Origin of the sequence: Pseudomonas sp. W2I6 (assembly GCF_030815935.1) — a bacterium.
In the GTDB taxonomy this organism is placed as follows: domain Bacteria; phylum Pseudomonadota; class Gammaproteobacteria; order Pseudomonadales; family Pseudomonadaceae; genus Aquipseudomonas.
In genome coordinates, this window is sequence record NZ_JAUSXJ010000001.1 from 626,745 (window position 1) to 643,284 (window position 16,540).

At 59.5% G+C, this 16,540-nt stretch carries 21 protein-coding genes; 9 read left to right on the forward strand and 12 right to left on the reverse strand.

Features of this window, described 5'->3' with window-relative positions; all coding sequences use genetic code 11:
- Positions 1–22 precede the first annotated feature (22 nt).
- The 12 genes from QF039_RS02965 to QF039_RS03015 all read right to left on the reverse strand — a co-directional run bounded on the left by QF039_RS02965 (position 23) and on the right by QF039_RS03015 (position 7,600).
- Positions 23–877, reverse strand: coding sequence for a DNA adenine methylase (locus QF039_RS02965; RefSeq protein WP_307516834.1), 855 nt, complete (start codon positions 875–877; stop codon positions 23–25).
- A complete protein-coding gene (locus QF039_RS02970; protein ID WP_307516835.1) occupies positions 874–2,928 on the reverse strand; it encodes a DNA cytosine methyltransferase in 2,055 nt (684 codons plus the stop codon). The genes QF039_RS02965 and QF039_RS02970 overlap by 4 nt, the downstream gene beginning before the upstream one ends.
- The gene (locus tag QF039_RS33660) at positions 2,925–3,230 is read right to left on the reverse strand and encodes a Lar family restriction alleviation protein (RefSeq protein ID WP_373461956.1); all 306 of its coding nucleotides are present in this window, start codon (positions 3,228–3,230) and stop codon (positions 2,925–2,927) included. The genes QF039_RS02970 and QF039_RS33660 overlap by 4 nt, the downstream gene beginning before the upstream one ends.
- Complete coding sequence (locus QF039_RS02975; RefSeq protein WP_307516837.1) at positions 3,227–3,637, reverse strand: hypothetical protein; 411 nt, start codon at positions 3,635–3,637, stop codon at positions 3,227–3,229. The genes QF039_RS33660 and QF039_RS02975 overlap by 4 nt, the downstream gene beginning before the upstream one ends.
- A 73-nt stretch (positions 3,638–3,710) precedes the next feature.
- On the reverse strand, positions 3,711–4,520 hold the full coding sequence (locus QF039_RS02980; protein ID WP_307516839.1) for a DUF2303 family protein: 810 nt from the start codon (positions 4,518–4,520) through the stop codon (positions 3,711–3,713).
- 44 nt (positions 4,521–4,564) lie between these two features.
- A complete protein-coding gene (locus QF039_RS02985; protein WP_307516841.1) occupies positions 4,565–4,915 on the reverse strand; it encodes a hypothetical protein in 351 nt (116 codons plus the stop codon).
- Positions 4,916–4,978: 63 nt separating this feature from the next.
- Complete coding sequence (locus QF039_RS02990; protein WP_032892969.1) at positions 4,979–5,221, reverse strand: pyocin activator PrtN family protein; 243 nt, start codon at positions 5,219–5,221, stop codon at positions 4,979–4,981.
- Positions 5,218–5,592: a hypothetical protein gene (locus tag QF039_RS02995; RefSeq protein ID WP_103451419.1), complete on the reverse strand. Its 375-nt coding sequence runs from the start codon at positions 5,590–5,592 to the stop codon at positions 5,218–5,220. The genes QF039_RS02990 and QF039_RS02995 overlap by 4 nt, the downstream gene beginning before the upstream one ends.
- Positions 5,589–5,864, reverse strand: coding sequence for a hypothetical protein (locus QF039_RS03000; RefSeq protein ID WP_307516843.1), 276 nt, complete (start codon positions 5,862–5,864; stop codon positions 5,589–5,591). Before QF039_RS03000 ends, QF039_RS02995 begins: the two co-directional genes overlap by 4 nt.
- Positions 5,865–5,875: 11 nt before the next feature.
- Positions 5,876–6,457 (reverse strand): deoxynucleotide monophosphate kinase, encoded by a 582-nt coding sequence (locus QF039_RS03005; protein WP_307516845.1) that lies wholly within the window; start codon positions 6,455–6,457, stop codon positions 5,876–5,878.
- The gene (locus QF039_RS03010; RefSeq protein ID WP_307516846.1) at positions 6,454–6,654 is read right to left on the reverse strand and encodes a hypothetical protein; all 201 of its coding nucleotides are present in this window, start codon (positions 6,652–6,654) and stop codon (positions 6,454–6,456) included. Before QF039_RS03010 ends, QF039_RS03005 begins: the two co-directional genes overlap by 4 nt.
- A gap of 148 nt (positions 6,655–6,802) precedes the next feature.
- On the reverse strand, positions 6,803–7,600 hold the full coding sequence (locus QF039_RS03015; RefSeq protein WP_307522888.1) for a helix-turn-helix transcriptional regulator: 798 nt from the start codon (positions 7,598–7,600) through the stop codon (positions 6,803–6,805).
- A 118-nt stretch (positions 7,601–7,718) separates the two neighbouring features.
- Between QF039_RS03015 and QF039_RS33665 the strand changes: the two genes are divergently transcribed.
- The 9 genes from QF039_RS33665 (at position 7,719) to QF039_RS03055 (ending at position 16,500) form a co-directional block, all read left to right on the forward strand.
- Positions 7,719–7,928 (forward strand): Cro/CI family transcriptional regulator, encoded by a 210-nt coding sequence (locus QF039_RS33665; protein ID WP_032892964.1) that lies wholly within the window; start codon positions 7,719–7,721, stop codon positions 7,926–7,928.
- Positions 7,929–8,069: 141 nt separating this feature from the next.
- Positions 8,070–8,558: a phage regulatory CII family protein gene (locus QF039_RS03020; RefSeq protein ID WP_307516849.1), complete on the forward strand. Its 489-nt coding sequence runs from the start codon at positions 8,070–8,072 to the stop codon at positions 8,556–8,558.
- Positions 8,551–8,754 carry a TraR/DksA C4-type zinc finger protein gene (locus QF039_RS03025; protein WP_084570942.1) on the forward strand — a complete coding sequence of 68 codons (204 nt, stop codon included), beginning with the start codon at positions 8,551–8,553 and terminating at the stop codon, positions 8,752–8,754. Before QF039_RS03020 ends, QF039_RS03025 begins: the two co-directional genes overlap by 8 nt.
- A complete protein-coding gene (locus tag QF039_RS03030; RefSeq protein ID WP_307516854.1) occupies positions 8,751–11,441 on the forward strand; it encodes a bifunctional DNA primase/polymerase in 2,691 nt (896 codons plus the stop codon). Before QF039_RS03025 ends, QF039_RS03030 begins: the two co-directional genes overlap by 4 nt.
- A gap of 997 nt (positions 11,442–12,438) precedes the next feature.
- Positions 12,439–12,786: a phage holin family protein gene (locus QF039_RS03035; protein ID WP_032892960.1), complete on the forward strand. Its 348-nt coding sequence runs from the start codon at positions 12,439–12,441 to the stop codon at positions 12,784–12,786.
- Between the two features lie 19 nt (positions 12,787–12,805).
- Positions 12,806–13,537 (forward strand): hypothetical protein, encoded by a 732-nt coding sequence (locus QF039_RS03040; protein ID WP_032892958.1) that lies wholly within the window; start codon positions 12,806–12,808, stop codon positions 13,535–13,537.
- Between the two features lie 209 nt (positions 13,538–13,746).
- Positions 13,747–14,241, forward strand: a complete 495-nt coding sequence (locus QF039_RS03045; protein WP_032892956.1) for a hypothetical protein — start codon at positions 13,747–13,749, stop codon at positions 14,239–14,241.
- Positions 14,242–14,260: 19 nt separating this feature from the next.
- Positions 14,261–16,276: a phage terminase large subunit family protein gene (locus tag QF039_RS03050; RefSeq protein WP_307516860.1), complete on the forward strand. Its 2,016-nt coding sequence runs from the start codon at positions 14,261–14,263 to the stop codon at positions 16,274–16,276.
- Positions 16,277–16,278: 2 nt separating this feature from the next.
- Entirely contained in the window at positions 16,279–16,500 is a 222-nt protein-coding gene (locus QF039_RS03055; protein ID WP_032892955.1) for a DUF6148 family protein, read from the forward strand.
- Positions 16,501–16,540: the final 40 nt, after the last annotated feature.

The following is a 16,540-nucleotide window of genomic DNA, read 5'->3' on the forward strand; positions in this document are numbered from 1 at the left end:
CGGACTGTTCGTCGAAGGTTCGTCATGCGGTCGCTCCAAGCTGCAATCCCGACTGCTGCAGGGCATGCATACCTGCTGGGTTTATCCATAGGCATTCCTGCCGCGTAGCTCCACCTCGGCCAGCTGATATACGAGCGTTGGTTTGATTGCGCGTCCAGCCAGGTAGAGCCGTGTCGTACATTTGGTTGGGGTAGCCGGAAATAATCACCATTCCCTGCAGGTTATTAAGGGTGGCCAGAAGCTCCAGGTGTTGGGCATCATCCAGTTCGTGGCGGTAGTAACGCCCTTTCGTAGAGCCTCGAACCCGAGTTGCGTGCATGTAGGGTGGGTCGACGTAGTGAAGTGTCGACGGCGCATCGTGAGCCGCCATCACCTCGATTGCCGGCCGGTTTTCAATGAGAACGCCGGCGAGACGCTGGCCGATTGCCGCCAGCTGGTCGGGGAAGCGTGTCCAGAGTTGCTGGGCGGTGCCGTACTGGCGTTTTGAGTCGATACGAAAGCCAGTGATGCCCTTGGTGGCTCCGGCTGACCCGAATCCCATCTGGGCACGTATCACTGTGCGACGGGCGCGCTCGATCTGGTTGTCGGCGGACAGCCAGGCTCGCTCAAACTCGACTCGCGAGTAGGGGGTTAACACCAATTGCTCGGTTAGACGTTGGCGTAATTCGTCGTCACGCAGACATTCGAAAAGGTTAACGATGTCCTGATCGAGGTCGTTGTACACCTCGGCGTAGCTCCGAGGCTTTTGCACCAGCACGCCGGCGGCGCCACCGAACGGTTCGACGTAGCAGGTGTGCGGTGGGAAGTGTTCAATCACCCAGGGAGCAAGCCGAAACTTGCCGCCGTGGTAGCGAATGACGGGTGCCGTGATTTTCATGCTGCCTCCTGCTGTTGCACCGTGATTTGCCACGGGTCATTGGCATGCGCTAATGCAGCCATCGGCGGCGGGCTGACACTGTTGCCGCACATGTGCACCTGTTGGGTTTTGGTGAACGGCTTGCCGTCGGCGCCGTGGCTGATGATGTAATCAGCGGGGAAGCCCTGAGCCTTGTACAGCTCAGCCGGTTTCAACATGCGAAGGCAGATATCGACGATCACGTAGGGCGTGCCCTTGACCATCACGGTGACCATCGCGAGGCGGTCCTTCGTGGTGATCGTCGGCGCCGGCGAGTCGCAAGCGCTGATGTTCTCGGTACCGTAGTAGCTGATCAGGAAAGCGGCGACGCGCAGGGCGCCGGCTTCATGCTCTGGTGACAGGGTGAGCGACACCAGTGAGCTTTTGCCGCCACCACCGGCAGTAATGGTCGGCGCCGGCTCCTCCAGGCCCTGGCCAACACTGGCGCCGAATGCCCGCTCCATGAATGCGCTGACCAACCCGTGGTGCTGGCCGCCGGCGCTGATGGTGTGCAACGGATCATTTACGTCCCGGGCATCGCAGTTACCACGCAGGTGCACCAGATTCGCGGCCACTAGCTGCTGCTGGCTGCCGGTGTTGGTAACCGTGGTCATCGGGTCTTCGATGCTCTTGGCGTCGGTAGTGTTGAAACCTCCATTCATTTGAGCCATGAACACCGTGGATATGCCCATGGCGTGAGCGGCACCAGCTGGGCGCTGATAGTTGCCGCCGCTGGTGATGGTCGGCAGTGGCTCATCCAGCGCCTTGCCCGCGTCATTGAAGCGGAACTTCACCAGGTGCGCCGCTGCGAGAGCGTGCTTCACGCCGCCGGCGACCACGGTACCCAGTGGTTGATCCAGACCAGGCACTCGCGGCTCCTGGCCCGGCCGCTCGCCGTACCCTGACTGAATCAGCGTGGGACTGATCAGCGTCAGCTCGCCGCGGTTTGCGCAGGTCACTGTCGGCAGCGGTTCAAGTGGATCATTGATTCGGTCGCTGCCCTGGTGGGTAGCTGGGGCAATGATCGGGGTGACCACCGAGAAGGCTCCGCCCTTCGGGTAGGAGGTGACGGTGCGCAGCGGCTCATCGGCAGACTGCACTGCCTCGCCGGACCAATTGGCAATCGGCACAATGAATGGCGACGCGCTGTCGATGACGAACTTCTTCATGCCCTTGGCAACGCGGCGTAGGGTTGCCGGGGCCAGGTCCTTTTTCCGGCCAAAAATGCTTTTGCCCAGGTCGCTGAAGTCGATGCAGTCAGCTGCGGTCTTCCACTTCTGCTGGCCCTTGGTGGGGTTCTTGGCGTGGGTTGGCTCCGGCCACACGATTGGCTGACCGTCGCACCGGGCAATCATGAACAGGCGTTCCCGGCTGGTCGGCGCGCCGAAGTCACACGCCTTGATCACCTTCCACTCAACGACGTAGCCCATGCCTTCCAGCAGGGCCACGAAACGGCGCCAGGTGCGGCCGCGCTGTTTCGGGTCAGGGATCAGGAACTGCTGGCCAACCGGCACAACCTCACCAGGTGCGGCAACGTCGCCGCCGAGTTTCACTACCCGGCCGGTGACCTTGTCGCGTTTGGCGATCAGCCGACCCCACTGAAGGATCTGTTTCACGTTCTCCAGGCTGATTACCCGGGGCCGCTTCATGCCTGCCCACTTGTGCCCGATCCACGACAGGTTGCGGATCTCGCGCTTGCGAGGCTGGCCGCCGGCTGCCTGGCTGTGATGCGTGCAGTCCGGTGACATGTGGAACCAGCCGACCGCGCGGCCGCCGCACTCGGTGTCCGGGTCACCCTCGAACACGTCGGTGGTGAAGTGCTGGGCGCCTGGGTGGTTCATGGTGTGCATGCTGATCGCTTGCGGGCTGTGGTTCTTCGCGACGTTTACAGCGCGGCCCAGGCCCATTTCCAAGCCGGTACCAGCACCACCACCACCGCAAAAGAAGTCGACAACAATCTCATCGTCTTGAGTGCTAAAGCCGAGGTGGTACTGGGTTTTGAAGTCAAACGGAGCTTTGGCAAAGGAGGTCATACGATGGTCCTCTGTGCCGCGACACATCCGGCGGGGCATGCGCCGCAGTTGCAGCAATTAGCTGGAGTTGGGATTGGGCTGGCGGATAGGGCGGCTGCTCGACGATTCCACTCTTCAACCGCCTTGTCATACCCTGGCTGGTCTTCGTGGTCGTCCTGTCGAACTCCGACTGGCCCACGGGCAAGGCACGCAGAATGCTCGCTTATGCGGCCTTGGCAGACGACGACGGAAGCGTCGCTATCCAACTGCTCGACGAAAGCGTTCTGCTGGCCGCAGAACGGGCATGCATGGAAGGTAGTCATGCTGCGTCCTCCCCTACCTGCTGTGCTGGATAGCCTGCAACCCACAGTTTTGCGGCAAACAAGGCGAGGTCGGCGCGTTGCTGTGTCACCTTGGTGGTCATTGCTTTGGTGCCAGGGAACGCTTTCCAGGTGTTCAAGGCGATCGCGAGACTTGTTGAGATTTGGGTCAGCAGCTCGTGATCAGCGGCAGAGCAGGGGGATGGTGATAAAGCCACCGAATCGGCTTGGCGAAGCGCGATCTGGTGGTGAAGGTCCTGTCTCAAGCCCTGAATCTGTTCCTCATGAATGGCATTCTTGCTATTGAGCCCGCGCAGATAAGCCTTTTTGACTGCTTTTTGCAGGTAAACGGCGGTTGCGATCCAGCCGGCCAGAAGGCCGAACACGATGATGTAAGTTTCAATTTGCATGTGCTGTATGCCTCGTTAGAGCCCGCCGCCGGACAGTTTTGGTGAGAGGACGGCGGCGGGGTGTTGCAGGTGGTTAACCCAGGTTGAATGTGCCGATCGTCAGGGCCGCGGAGCCGCCGACTTCTTTTTGAACGACTTCTTTAAACTCTTGCGCCAGGTCTTCGCGCAGTTGTGCTTCGCCAATCCAACGCAGTCGAAGTGCGGGTTTATCGCCGCCAGTCAGTACAGCTACACGCAAGCGGATGGTGCGTGCGATCAGCCCTTCGTAGGGGGCTGCGGTGAACAGGAATTCAGCCGGCAGCCCTTCCGACGACTTGGCCTCGATCTGGTCCATCGCCGAACGGGAAGCGCTCATATCACCCACTACGTGTTCGCTCTTGCGTGCTTGCTCGATGCTGATGGAACGAATCGCCCCGGCAGCCCTGCGCAGGTCAATCTCTTTGTCGTCACCGTCCAGGGCTTTCAGGTTCGGTGCCCAGTCCTCGATCCAGTCGCTGAGATCCTTCTGGGCATGCTGTCGCTGCGCGGCATATTCAAGTGCGATGAACGCGGCAGTCTTTTTCAGGCCGAGTGTTGCTGTGTAGTCACCATGGCCCGGCTCAGCAGCGGTCCCGAGGTTGAAGTACACGGTACAAGCCATCGAGTCACCGTCTACAAACCCCGCGACAGCTGGGCCTTTTGCGGCGATCACATAGTCGGCAAAGTCTTTCAACGAGTGGGTGGTCAGCGAGCCACGGAAGCGGCTACGCAGCTCTTGAAACTTTTCAATGCTATGGATCTTGACGTCGCCCGCCAGCGCCAGAACTGGCGTGAAGGTACCCAGCGGTTTGGCGTGGGCGAGCAGGGCGGTGTCTTGGATCAGTTGAATTGCACGAGCTTCCATTGGATCTATTCCTGTTTTGGTGAGAGGTATGGAACGGTGAGGCGTTAGGACTTGGCGTGAATCGGGGCCTCGTCTCGGCTAAACATTTGGTCTGCGTGAGGCGTTTCAGGAAACAGCGTGAGGCAGCCACCCGAACCGACATGCATCGGCGTGTCGAGGGTAGTGTCTTCGCTGCGGCTGCCGCGCTTGGTCGGCACCTTGTAGGCGAGCTTGTGGTTGACGGTGACCTGGTGGCTGTCGGCGATTTGCTTCAGGGTGAAGGTGAGCGTGACGGTGCCAACCTTCTTGTTGTCGACGACACCGGCCGCGACTTCCGAGAGGGCGTGCCCGATTTGATTGGCGAAGACGCCGGCGTTGAGTTCGCCAATAAATTCGGCGGTGTTGGTCGCTTTCATGTGCTGTGTCTCACTGGTTGAGTTGCTGTCGCTGCCCCTGATCGGCAGGGGCTACCGTTTGAATCAGGCCGCTTGCTTCGTCGCTTGGGCGTCGAGGTAGTCGGCCAGGTCATGCAGGTAAACGACCGGCTTGGCGCGGGCCGAGCAGTGCAGGCGCTTGACCACCAGCTGGATCTTCCCTGCCTTGATTTCGCTCAGCAGGTAGCGGTCGGTGCGGATGTGCGTGAAGTACTGCTCACGCACGGCGGTCAAGGTCGGGCACGGTGTGGCGAACTGGCGGCGGAGTTGTTCCAGGGTGGTAGTCACGCGAATTCCTCCCCATGCCCCTCCTTTCGGGGCACCAGCTTGAGGCGGATGAGTTCGGCGAGACCTTCTTTGCTCTTGCCCTTCGCCGCTGCCAGGACGTTGCCCTGGGCGTCCGCGACGACGGCGCCGTATGGATATTCGGGACACTTGACCGGTGTCACGTAGGCGACCTGGCCGTCGGCGATCACGGCGTCAACGCAGCGGAACACTTCGGCCAGCTCGACCGACACGCAAGGCAGCGCTTCCAGCAGCTCGACGGCTTCCGATGAAGCGCCAATCAGAGTGGCGCGACTGATCACTGTTGGGTGATTAAGGAACATAGGCACCAGCTTTAGGGCGCCTACAGCGGAGTTGATGGCGTTCGGCTTCATGCTGCGGCGTCCTTTTTGGTGATGACGATGTCTAGCTTTTTTGCGATCCACTCAACGCCCGACTCTTTCACCATCACCACTGCGTAGTGGGTGTAGTTGCCAAGCGTTGGGTTCCAGCGGCTGCGCGGGTCTGAAAAGAGGTGGCCACGTTCGCGGTGTGCGCTGGCTAGATCGCCTGAAGAGTTCAGCACGCCGAGTTCCCGCAACCTGGTGCGGAAGGCGCGGGGCTTGAGTCCGAGCAAAGCGGCTGTTTGATCCAGGGTGCGGTTCATGGCTGCGGGCCTCAGGCAGGGAGCTGTTCGGGGTCTTGCTGCCGTGCTCGGACCATGAGGAATACCCAATTCAGTGCATCCAGAAACTCCTCGACCGTGCCGTTGTTAAAAACCAGCAGGTCATCTTTGTTGCCGGCGATGCCCGCTTCACTAACGTGCGGATTCACGGCTTGCGCGTCGGCGCGGCAGACGTGAATGACCGTGCCACCGCGGCGGCGAATAAGGTCGGCTTCGTTCTCAAACCGCACGTCGCTGACAACGAATCCGATAACGGCACCCAGCGCATTACTCATGTAGTCCAGGTTCTGCTCCGCGAGCTTCACCCACACATCAGGGTGCACAGTCTTGCGCGCCCACTCGGTGCCCATCGACTGCATAAGTTGGCGTGGCGAGCGGTCCAGCCAGCCGAGCGGCAGCTCTTTGCGGTCGCCTTCAAAGTCGGTCGGATCGAGGTTGAAGATCGCCATCAGGCCATCACGGAGCGGGTCGGCGAAGGCGTATTGCTCCAGCAGGTAAGTTCGCGCCAAGTGTTCGGCGGCAGTGGTCTTTCCAGAGCGAGCGCGGCCGGTGAGGCCAATCAGGATCGGTTTCATGCTGCATCACCTCCCCATGGACCCCGGTCATCGGTAGCGATTGCTGCCGGGGCGGGCGCCATGGTGGCGCGACCCAGATTGACGATGACCAGAAGGCCAGTGCTGCGCTGGATACGCTCTACCGCGCCCGGGCTGGTCGCCGCAGCCGGATGGAGGTAGACAGGGCAGCGGGTGGTGCTGTGCTGTGTGGTTTGCATGACTCGTACTCTTTGGTGAGAGGTTGATACGAGTACAAAATTAGTATTACTGATTTAATAAGTCAACAGTAACACTTATAAAATGGCGCAAATAAAATTAGTAGGCGAAAAAAAAGACCCCTAAGGGCCTTTTCGATTTGCGGGGGCGTTAGAGCATTACGGAGTACCAGAACACTTTGCCAATCACGCGAATATGCTGCTCCACGTAGTCGCCATCGTAACGCTCGTCAGGATGCTCATCAGTGTTATAGCTGCGAAGGCGTAGACCGGAGCCTGGCAGGCGGTAGAGCAGCTTCACGCGCAGTTGGCCGTCATGGTCGATTGCATACATCTTGCCGTCCTGGATGGTCGTATTCGCAGTATCGACCCCGACGGTGCTGCCATCCGGTAGCACGGGCTCCATGCTGTTCCCAGTTACCGGCACGCAGCCGGCAGCGGCCGGATCGATGCTCTTTCGTTTCAGGGTTCGTTTGCCGAATCGCAGCTTGCGCCCGTTTGTTTCAAGCATCACCTCAGATCCCTTGCCGGCAGACAATTCCACTTCTTTAAAAAATGGCAGCTCGACCTCGTCTGGGCCGAGGGGCGTGTCGTCATCCCATACTTCAATCGGGTGCATTTCCCAGTCAGTGCTTGCTGTTGTTTTTTGCTGTTCTTGCGAATTCCGAAGGCGGGGCATCTCCGCTATGGCAGCCAATCGCGGACTTACTTCGTCGAGCGAAAAGCCCAAAACGTTCGCGAATTTTATTAGGGCGCTGATGTTGAGGGGGATGCGCCCATTCAAGTACTGGCTGACGACACTTTGTCCAGACCATTCGCAGAGATCGGCGATTTTGTCTTGGGTGAGGGTCGGGTCATTCCGCTTGCGATCCTGAAAAATAGCTTTAAGGCGCATAGCCTCGGCTTTTCGGGTCTCGTCATCGGCAGCTAAGGGTATTGAGATATTCATGTCACCCAATTTATAAGGAAGACTTATATTCTCAAAACAGTGTTGCGACTTTTTCTCTTGCTGTTTAAAAGAAGTAACACTAATATCCATGCCGAAACGCCCATTCGAGGAAACGTGGATGGCTAATGAAATAGGTATCCCCTTGGAAGATTTCGCTGAGGGGAAGACTCAACCAGAGCTGGCTTTACTCATCGGGGTTTCGCAAAGCGCGGTGTCTCAAATGCTGAACTCGGCACGAGATATCCGAGTGCGAGTTGATGAGAAAGGGGCGTGTTTTGCGGTGGAAATTCGACCAATCGGATCGCGCCGCAAGCCCAGAGCTGCATAAAAAAGGGTGCCGGACTGGGGCCTCTCACCAAAGATCCCCCAGCCCGGCTACGACGACACACAGCACATGCACATCGGTCGTGGTCGTAGGATAGGGCGTGCCCCTTTCTATGGCTAGACCGTAAAAGGGGTATTTACGGTTATGAGTCGAACAGATAAATCGCCGGCCGCTGGGCCGGTTCTTTCACTCCGCAAAGCGATCTATCGCGCGGCACATGATTACCGGGGCGGCGTGACCGCCTTGGCACTCGATATGGTGCTCGATTACGACAGCCTGCAGAAGAAGGTCAAGCACGACGAAGAGCGGCGCTGGCTGGACCCTGATGAGCTGGAAGAGGTGATCAGGTTGACCGGCGATCCTTGCCTGCTGGATGCCTTGGTCAGGCCAGCGGGTGCCGTTTGGTACAAGCCAATTCCGGTACCGGCAACTGCAGATGCCTTGAAGGCCGTCGGCAAAATGCTCGAGGAGTCGGGCCAGTTCGTGGCCTGCATGCACGACGGTGCTGCCGACAATATCTGGGAGCCCCACGAAGTACTCCTACTGGAGCAGCGCGGCATGGATGTTATTCGTGAGGTGCTTGGCATCATGGCCGGTGCCCGCAAGGCGATGGAGGGCGCTGACAATGTCTGATGATGTTGATATCGCCAACGAGGCCGCCGAACAGTTCCGCCTGCGGGCACTCGCAAATCGCCCACGCCCGACATGCTCCGTCAGCGCGCAAATCTGCGAGGACTGCGACGAACCTATCCCGTTACTTCGTCAACAGGCCGTGCTGGGTTGTGCTACCTGCGCCAGTTGCCAGGGGTTGCGGGAGCGGCGGCGATGAGTGAGCAATCCACCAGCACCGCGATATCGTCCTGGGCTCGCCGCTACATCGAAACCTTCAATCTTGCGCTGGTCCCGATTGAACCGGGCGAAAAGGGTCCGAAGGGTAAGGGGTGGAACAAGCCGGGCGGCTACATCACCGACCCGGTCGCCGCAGAAGCATTCTGGCAACGCAATCCCAAACACAACCTGGGCGTAGTGCTCGGGCCAAGCCGTGTTTGCTCGTTGGACGTTGACGATGTGCAGTGGACGCGGTTTGTGTTGTTCGACCAGATGGGCCTTGATCTGGATGCCATGGCGGTGGTTTATCCGACCATCGTTGGCAACCCGCTGCGGTTCCGTGTGCTGTTCAAGATGCCCGACGACATTGAACTCACCCGCCACTCGCTTTCGTGGCCCAATGAAAAAGACCCCGATGGATCGATTCACAAGGCGTTGATGGCTCGGGCCAAGGTGGCGAAAGAGGTGGGTGATGCTGTTGATGAGGCAGCAGCGCAAACCGAGGCCGAGGAATACAAGCGCATCACGGTGTTTGAGCTGCGTGCGGGCCTGGTGCAGGACGTATTTCCTCCATCGGTCCATCCTGGTACCGGTAAGCCGTACACCTGGCGTACTCCGCCGAATGCCGCTGCTGGTCTGCCGGTCCTCACCAACGAGCTGCTGAACATCTGGCAGAACTGGGATGTCTTCAAACGCAACGCTGAAGCCGTGTGCCCTTGGGCGCCGAAGCCAAAGAAACCCGCTGCGAAACCTATCAAGCGTACTCCGCCCGCTGACGGTAAACCCTCGGTGATTGATGAGTTCAACCGATGCCACGATGTGGAAGAGCTGTTGCGCGCCCACGACTACATTAAGCGTGGCAACAAATGGCTTTATCCACACAGCAGCACCGGGTTGCCAGGTGTGACGATCAACGACCGCAAGGTCTACTCGCACCACGGCGCGGATCCTCTGGCCAACGGTCACCAGAATGACGCGTTTGAAGTGTTTTGCCTGCTGGACCACGATGGCGATCAGTCGCGGGCGGTGAAGGAAGCTGCCCGTATGTTGGGCATGCAGCACGTCTCGCGCCCAGCCTCACAAGATCTTCCCCCAACCCCATCGGCGGATGCCAGCGAGCAGGACTCCAGCGTGCCAGTCAGTGAGGCCGCTCCTGCTGCTGATGGGGGGGCGGGGGAGGCGTTGACCTATGAGCAGGTGCTGCGCAGGTACGTGCTGGTCGAGGGCACCACGCAAGTGTGGGATCTCGACAAGGCACGGCCGATGAAGAAAACCGCGTTTGAGGCCCGTGTCGGGAAACCCCTGGCGAAACAGTGGATGGATGACACCCAGAAAAAGCTGATCTCGGACGATAAGGTCAAAGAGATCGAGCAGGCCCGCAAAATGGCGGGCAAGAAGGGTGGGGCGCTGAACCTTGAGCCGATTCAGCGCTATGTCTATATCGACGGTACCAAGGATGTTTGGGACCGAGAGAAGAAGCGCCGTGTGCCAGAGGGCGCCGTAAAGATGGCCCTCGGTGATATGTACGGCATGTGGTTGAACAGCCCTGATCGCCGCGTGGTTGACGTGGAGAACATCGTGTTCGACCCGACGATGACTAAAGACCCGAACGTCTATATCAACACCTTCGACGGCCTGCCCACGGAACCGAACCGCGATGACGCGGCGTGCGAGAATCTGCGGTGGTTGATCTCTTTCCTGTGCAACCACGACAAATCGTCGAGCGATTGGTTGGTACGGTGGTTGGCGTATCCGTTGCAGCACCTTGGCGCGAAAATGGATACCGCGGTGTTAGCTCACTCGACTATGGAAGGCTCGGGTAAAAGCCTGCTGTTCGCCGACGCCTTCGGGCTGCTGTATGGCCAATACGCGGCCACGGTCGGGCAGACACAGCTGGAAAGCAACTTCAACGCCTGGCAAAGCCGCAAGTTGTGGGCCGTGTTCGAAGAGGTAGTCAGCCGTGACCAACGTTACAACCAGGTAGGCAAGATCAAGCACCTGGTGACTGGCAAGACGGTGCGTATGGAATCGAAGTTCATCAACGGTTGGGAAGAAGCCAACCACATGAATGCCGCCTTCCTCAGCAACGAGATTATGCCCTGGCCCATCTCGCCGAGTGATCGGCGAATGTTGGTTCTATGGCCAATGGAGACGCTGCCGGTAGAGCGTCAAAAAGCTGTGGGCCGAGAGCTGGAGAATGGTGGTGTCGCGGCGCTATACGCCTGGTTGTTGTCCATTGATCTTGGCGACTTCGATCAACGCACAAGGCCTCCCAGCACTGATGCGCGCGAGCGGCTGGTGGCCCTGAGTAGGGCGAGCTGGCAGACTTTCCTGTTCCTCTGGCAATACGGCGAACTCGGGCGTGATATGTGGGGCGCCTGTTTGTCTAGCGACCTGTACGCGATGTTCCTGGAGTGGTGCCACCGGAACAAAGAGCATGTGATGAGCCAGACCAAGTTTTCGCTTTTCATCAGCTCGGAGGTGGACAAGACCCGGGCCATCCCATGGACGGACGGCAGCAACCGCAAGTTTGCGGCCTTCTTCTTTCCTCGGGGTGAGGGCGCTTCCCAGCCCCCATCAGTCAGTTCGGCCGATCTGGGGAAGGCGGTGGTCGCCTGGCGGGCAGCGGCGCGCCTGGCGGGTTGGAACGTCGACAATTGGGACCACATCAAGGCGGCTGCAGCATGAGTCCGTCTAATAGTGTGTTGGGTGTGTTGGGTGTGTGTCGGGTAGGTTTTGGATACCTCACACAGTTTAGAGCCTTCTATTTCGCCGCTTTGCGCCTGCTGTGTTGGGTGTGTTGGGTTTGTCGTCGCGCACGCGCATGGGCAACGTTATTTGAATCCATGGGGCCAAGATATTTTCCTTATGCGAGAACCGTTAAACCCAACACACCCAACACACTCAACACATATGACTTAAAGCTGTTGAATTTAAAGGATTTTAGCTGTGTTGGGTTTGTGTTGGGTGTGGCGTTTTTTGTGTCGGGTTGGGTTTTGGGTGGGGGATCAGGACGATGATCGAAGAAATGGAAACCTTGTTGAAGCACTGGGGTGAGCAATGCCGCTGTAACGGCGAAGGCGGTGGGATGGGAAGCCCCATGGCCACGATCATGGAATGGGGTGGCTGCGCGCCTCGCGGTACCCCAGGCTCGCGCATCATCCTCGGCGCAGGTGCTGGTCCTGATGGTGTCACTCAGGAGGTCGCTGCCGCACTGTCTGAGATTGGGCGGCAAGATGAGCGTGGGGAGCGGCTGGCACGGCTGGCAGCTCGGCGTTATGGAGATGACCCGACGCCAAGTTGGCTTATGCAGATGAATCAGGCGGGCTTTGCGTCGACTGGCCGTCAAACCTATTACGACCTGGTACACGCGTTGCACCTGCGGTTGTTGCGAGTGTTGACGCGGCGCGCGGAAGCCCGGAATCACATTGCCACTCGTCGGACTGGACAGCTTCAAAGTGTCCTCAAAGTTGCGTCAAAGTCGCGTCGAGTCAGTTAACCGAAATTGCCCCCTTTTCGGTTCCGTACTCAAGGGGTAAAAAGTCCCCACGATATGGAATTTGCGCCTCGGCGCTGACCTAGCACGTGCTGTGCAGCTTCACCCGGCTTCCCTGAGCCGGTCACCTGACCCCGCTTCGGCGGGGTTTTTATTTTCCGCGTACGGCGCGATCGGTAAGGAACGAACATGACGAATGAACAACAGGCCCTGGCCGAGATGCCGATCTGGTTAGTGATTGTCCTCGCCTTGGTGGGTGGTGTGTCCGGGGAGATGTGGCGCGCAGACAAGGAAGGGGCACGGGGCTGGGCCCTCGTCCGGCGGTTGGCTCTTCGGTCAGGCGCCTGCGTTGTGTGCGGGGTTTCAGCGATCATGCTGCTTTACGCGGCGGGCATGTCGATTTGGACATCAGGCGCGTTGGGATGCCTTACGGCGATGGCAGGTGCTGACGTTGCCATTGGGCTGTACGAGCGGTGGACAGCCAAGCGGCTGGGCCTGAGTGAGTCAGCAGCGGTAAACGGTGATGTAGGGCGTTAACCCTCAAGGAGCCAGGGCCATGATGCGGCTTGAGATGCGTGACAACATCGATCAGATCGTCAGGGAGATGCGCGGCATTAGCCGGTCGAAGGTGCCAACGGCAGCAGCCAAGGCGCTGACCTTCACGGCGGAGCGCGTCCAGGCTGCCGAGAAAGCCGAACTGGCCCGGGTGTTTGATCGCCCCACACGTTGGACGTTGAACTCTATCTTCAAGCGCAGCGCCACGGTCACCCGGCTGTACGCACGGGTGTGGGTCAAGGACGAAGCCAGCTCAGGTGTTCCCGCATCCAAGTATTTGCCGGTGCACATGGACGGTGGCAACCGCCCGCACAAGCGCTTTGAGAAGGCGCTGATCCATTACGGCTTGATGCCAGCGGACATGTACGCAGTACCAGGTCGGCGCGCCCGAATGGATGGCAACGGGAACATCAGTCGCGGCCAGATCGTGCAGATCCTCTCCGCCCTCGGTGCCGCAGAGCGGGTTTCAGGCTTCATGGCTAACCGCACGAAACGAAGCCAGCGGCGCAACCGCAATGCACCGGACTATTTCGTGGGTCGGCCTGGTAACGGCACCGGCCCTCGCGGCATCTGGCAGCGGGTCGGCAATGGTGCCAGGCCCATCCTGATCTTCGTCAAGCGCCCGACGTATCGACGGCGCTTTGACTTCTACGGGGTCGCCAATCGCGTGGCCCAAGCCGAGTTCGAACCGCTGTTCCGGCGTGCCCTAGCTCGGGAGATGGAAAGGGGCTGACCTCCCGTCGATTTCGTGCTTTTTTCTCTCAAAAAGTGGCGATATTTCAATGATTTGGCAGGTTTTAGGCTTGACAGGGGCATATGTGTCCCGAAATCAATGGGTCCTTCCGGGCACCGCGGCCAACGGGGTAATTCGAACCCCGACTTTTTCACAGATTCAACCTGACATAGGGGGTTCCGCTTCCATGTCGGCAATAGGACAAGACCATGCAAACCCAACGTGAAGTCGCTGATCACCTGGACATGAGCGAGCGAAATGCCCGCGATGTGCTCAAGGCGTTGGACCTGGACTGGCAGACCGCAAGCCTGGATGAGATCCGGACGGCCTACATCCGCGACCTGCGCGGAAAAGCCGCTGGGCGTGGGGGCAGCCAGCTGGAACAGCTCAACAGAGCGCGCATCGATGACCTGCAACAGAAGTCGGCAAACGGACGGTTGGCTTATCACGAAAAACTGAGATCACTGATCCCGGCAAGTGAGGCTGAGCGGGTGCTGTCCGACTGGGCCAGCTTCGCAAACCGGGAATACCTGGGCGGCCTTGAACGAATCATTCAGGAAATCGAGAACGTGCAGAAACTCACGGTAGATCGAACAGTGGTGGCCAAAGTTGCTGGACCTACAACCGAGCGAATTGCAGGCTACGCGCGAAAACTTGGCGCGGAGCTTGTCGGCAGCAGCGGGGAAATTCAACCCGCCCCGTGATATCCCGACCGCGCATTACATGAGCACCGAGTTTTACCTGCCCGCCGAGAGCGGTGTGTTGCACGGGCTCTACGACTTCCAATACACGCCTTACTTTCTCGGCGTTGCCGCCGCCCTGGACGACCCCCGGGTGAGCGAAGTTGACCTGATGAAAGCGGCTCAGATCGGCTGGACGTGGTTCCTGATCGGCTACCTGTTCAAATTCATCCACAACCTGCCGCGTCCGATCATGATCCTGTTTGCCAAGGAAAAGGACGGCAAGAACTTCCATGACGAAAAGCTCAAGTTCGGCGTTAACGCGAATACCGAGGTGGCGAAGCTCATGCCGGTGGACGTCAGCCGCACATCGGGCAACCGCTGGGACCATAAGACCTTTCCAGGCGGGTTCCTCAAACTGGTCGCGTCCAACTCCCCGGGCAACGTCAAATCCACGTCTTCTGTGGGCTTGTCGGTGGTAGAGGAACCGGACGATACCAGCGACGACGTGAAGGGGCAGGGCGATGCGATCGCCCTGCTGGAAGAGCGTGGCAAGCGCTATCCCGGCTCCAAGATGCTGGTAGGCGGGACGCCGGCGATCAAGGGCGCGAGCAAGACTGAGGCGCGCCTTGCACAGACCGATTGCCGGGTACTGCCGGTTATCTGCCATTCCTGCGGCCAGGCGCACGTGCTGGACTTCGCTCATATCAAGTGGCTCGACATTGAGGAAGAAGCAACCCCTCATGATATCTACGGCCGCGCGGATCCTGATACCGCCGGCTATGGTTGCCCGCACTGCGGCGAGATCTGGGACGACTACCAGCGTAAAGAGAACATCCGCAACACGGTGTTCAATGCGGTCGAAGCTGGAGACCCCTACTGCGGTTGGGTTCCGACCAAGCCCTTCGCCGGGCGCGCCGGGTTCATTGAGCTGAATGAACTGTATGCCTGTTTGCCCGGCACCAGCCTGGCCGACATCGTGCGCGAAAAACTCAACGCCGAGCACCGGGCGTCGATGGGCGACCTGTCGCTGCTGATCAAGTTCGTTAACCAGAAGCAAGGCCGGGCCTACGAGTACAAGTCTGATCTGCCCGAAGCTGACAAGCTGGCCGAACGCGCAGAGGACTACCCGGAGATGTACGTGCCCATGGGCGGCATTGTGGTCACCGCCGGTGTCGACGTGCAGCACGATCGCCTGGCGGTGGTGATGCGGGCTTGGGGCCGGGGTGAGGAATCATGGTTGCTTTACTGGGGCGAAATCTACGGCGAAGTGGTGCTGCCAGACCAGGGCGTCTGGTTGGATCTGGAAAAGCTGTTGTTTGCGGCGATTCCCCACGCCTGCGGCGCCAAGTTGAAAGTGTTGGCGACTTCGCTCGACACCTCCGACGGCACGATCACCCAGGACGCGGCTTATGCGTTCTGTCGTAAGCACCAACGTAGTGGCGTGATGGCGATCAAAGGCGCGAGCGAGCGAGGCAACACCCGCGACGACGAACGCCGGGAGATCTTCAGCGCTCCTCGGCAGGGCGTCGATACCGACAAAGAGCAGAAGGCCTCCAAATACGGCCTTCGCCCCTACATCGTCGGCACTTCGCGGGCCAAGGATCTGTGGATTGAGGGCCGGTTGCCGCTGACGGGGGATGGCCCTGGTCGGATGCACTTTTACAAGACGGTGCGCCCGGACTACTTCCGGCAAATCACCGCCGAAGTGAAGGCACCCAGCCGTCGACACCACTACCGCAAGGTGTGGCAGAAGAAGGCCGGCGAGCCGAACGAAGGCACGGACTGTGAAACCTACGCGCTGCACGCAGCCCGCTCCCTGAAAACGCATCTGCTGCAGGAGCAGGACTGGGCGGCGCTCGATGCCCAGATCCGCCAGGGTGGTTTGTTTGACCAGCCCGAACCAGTTAGGCCAGAGGCCGAGGCCAATCCCGAAACCGAAGGGGCGACCCCTAAACCACCGCCACCCGTTGAACCCCCCGATCTCCCGCCTGCTGGCGGGAGAGTTGTTTCTGGGCGCCGCAGTGCAATGCGTGTGCTCTCCCAACGCAGGAATTAATCATGGCTATCACCCTGGAACAAGCGCAGGGCCAGCTCCAAGCCTGGCTCGATGCGAGCATGAAGGTCAGCCAGAAGCAAAGCTACCGGATCGGCACCCGCCAGCTGGAGTACGCTGACCTTGCCGAGATCACCAAAACGATCGACTACTGGCAGAAGCAAGTTGATGGCCTGGAAAGCGGCCGGCCACGGGGGATTGTCCTGCGTGGGATCACGCCGCGATGAGCCGCGCACCGAAAGCCCCAGAACCAACACTGCTCGACAA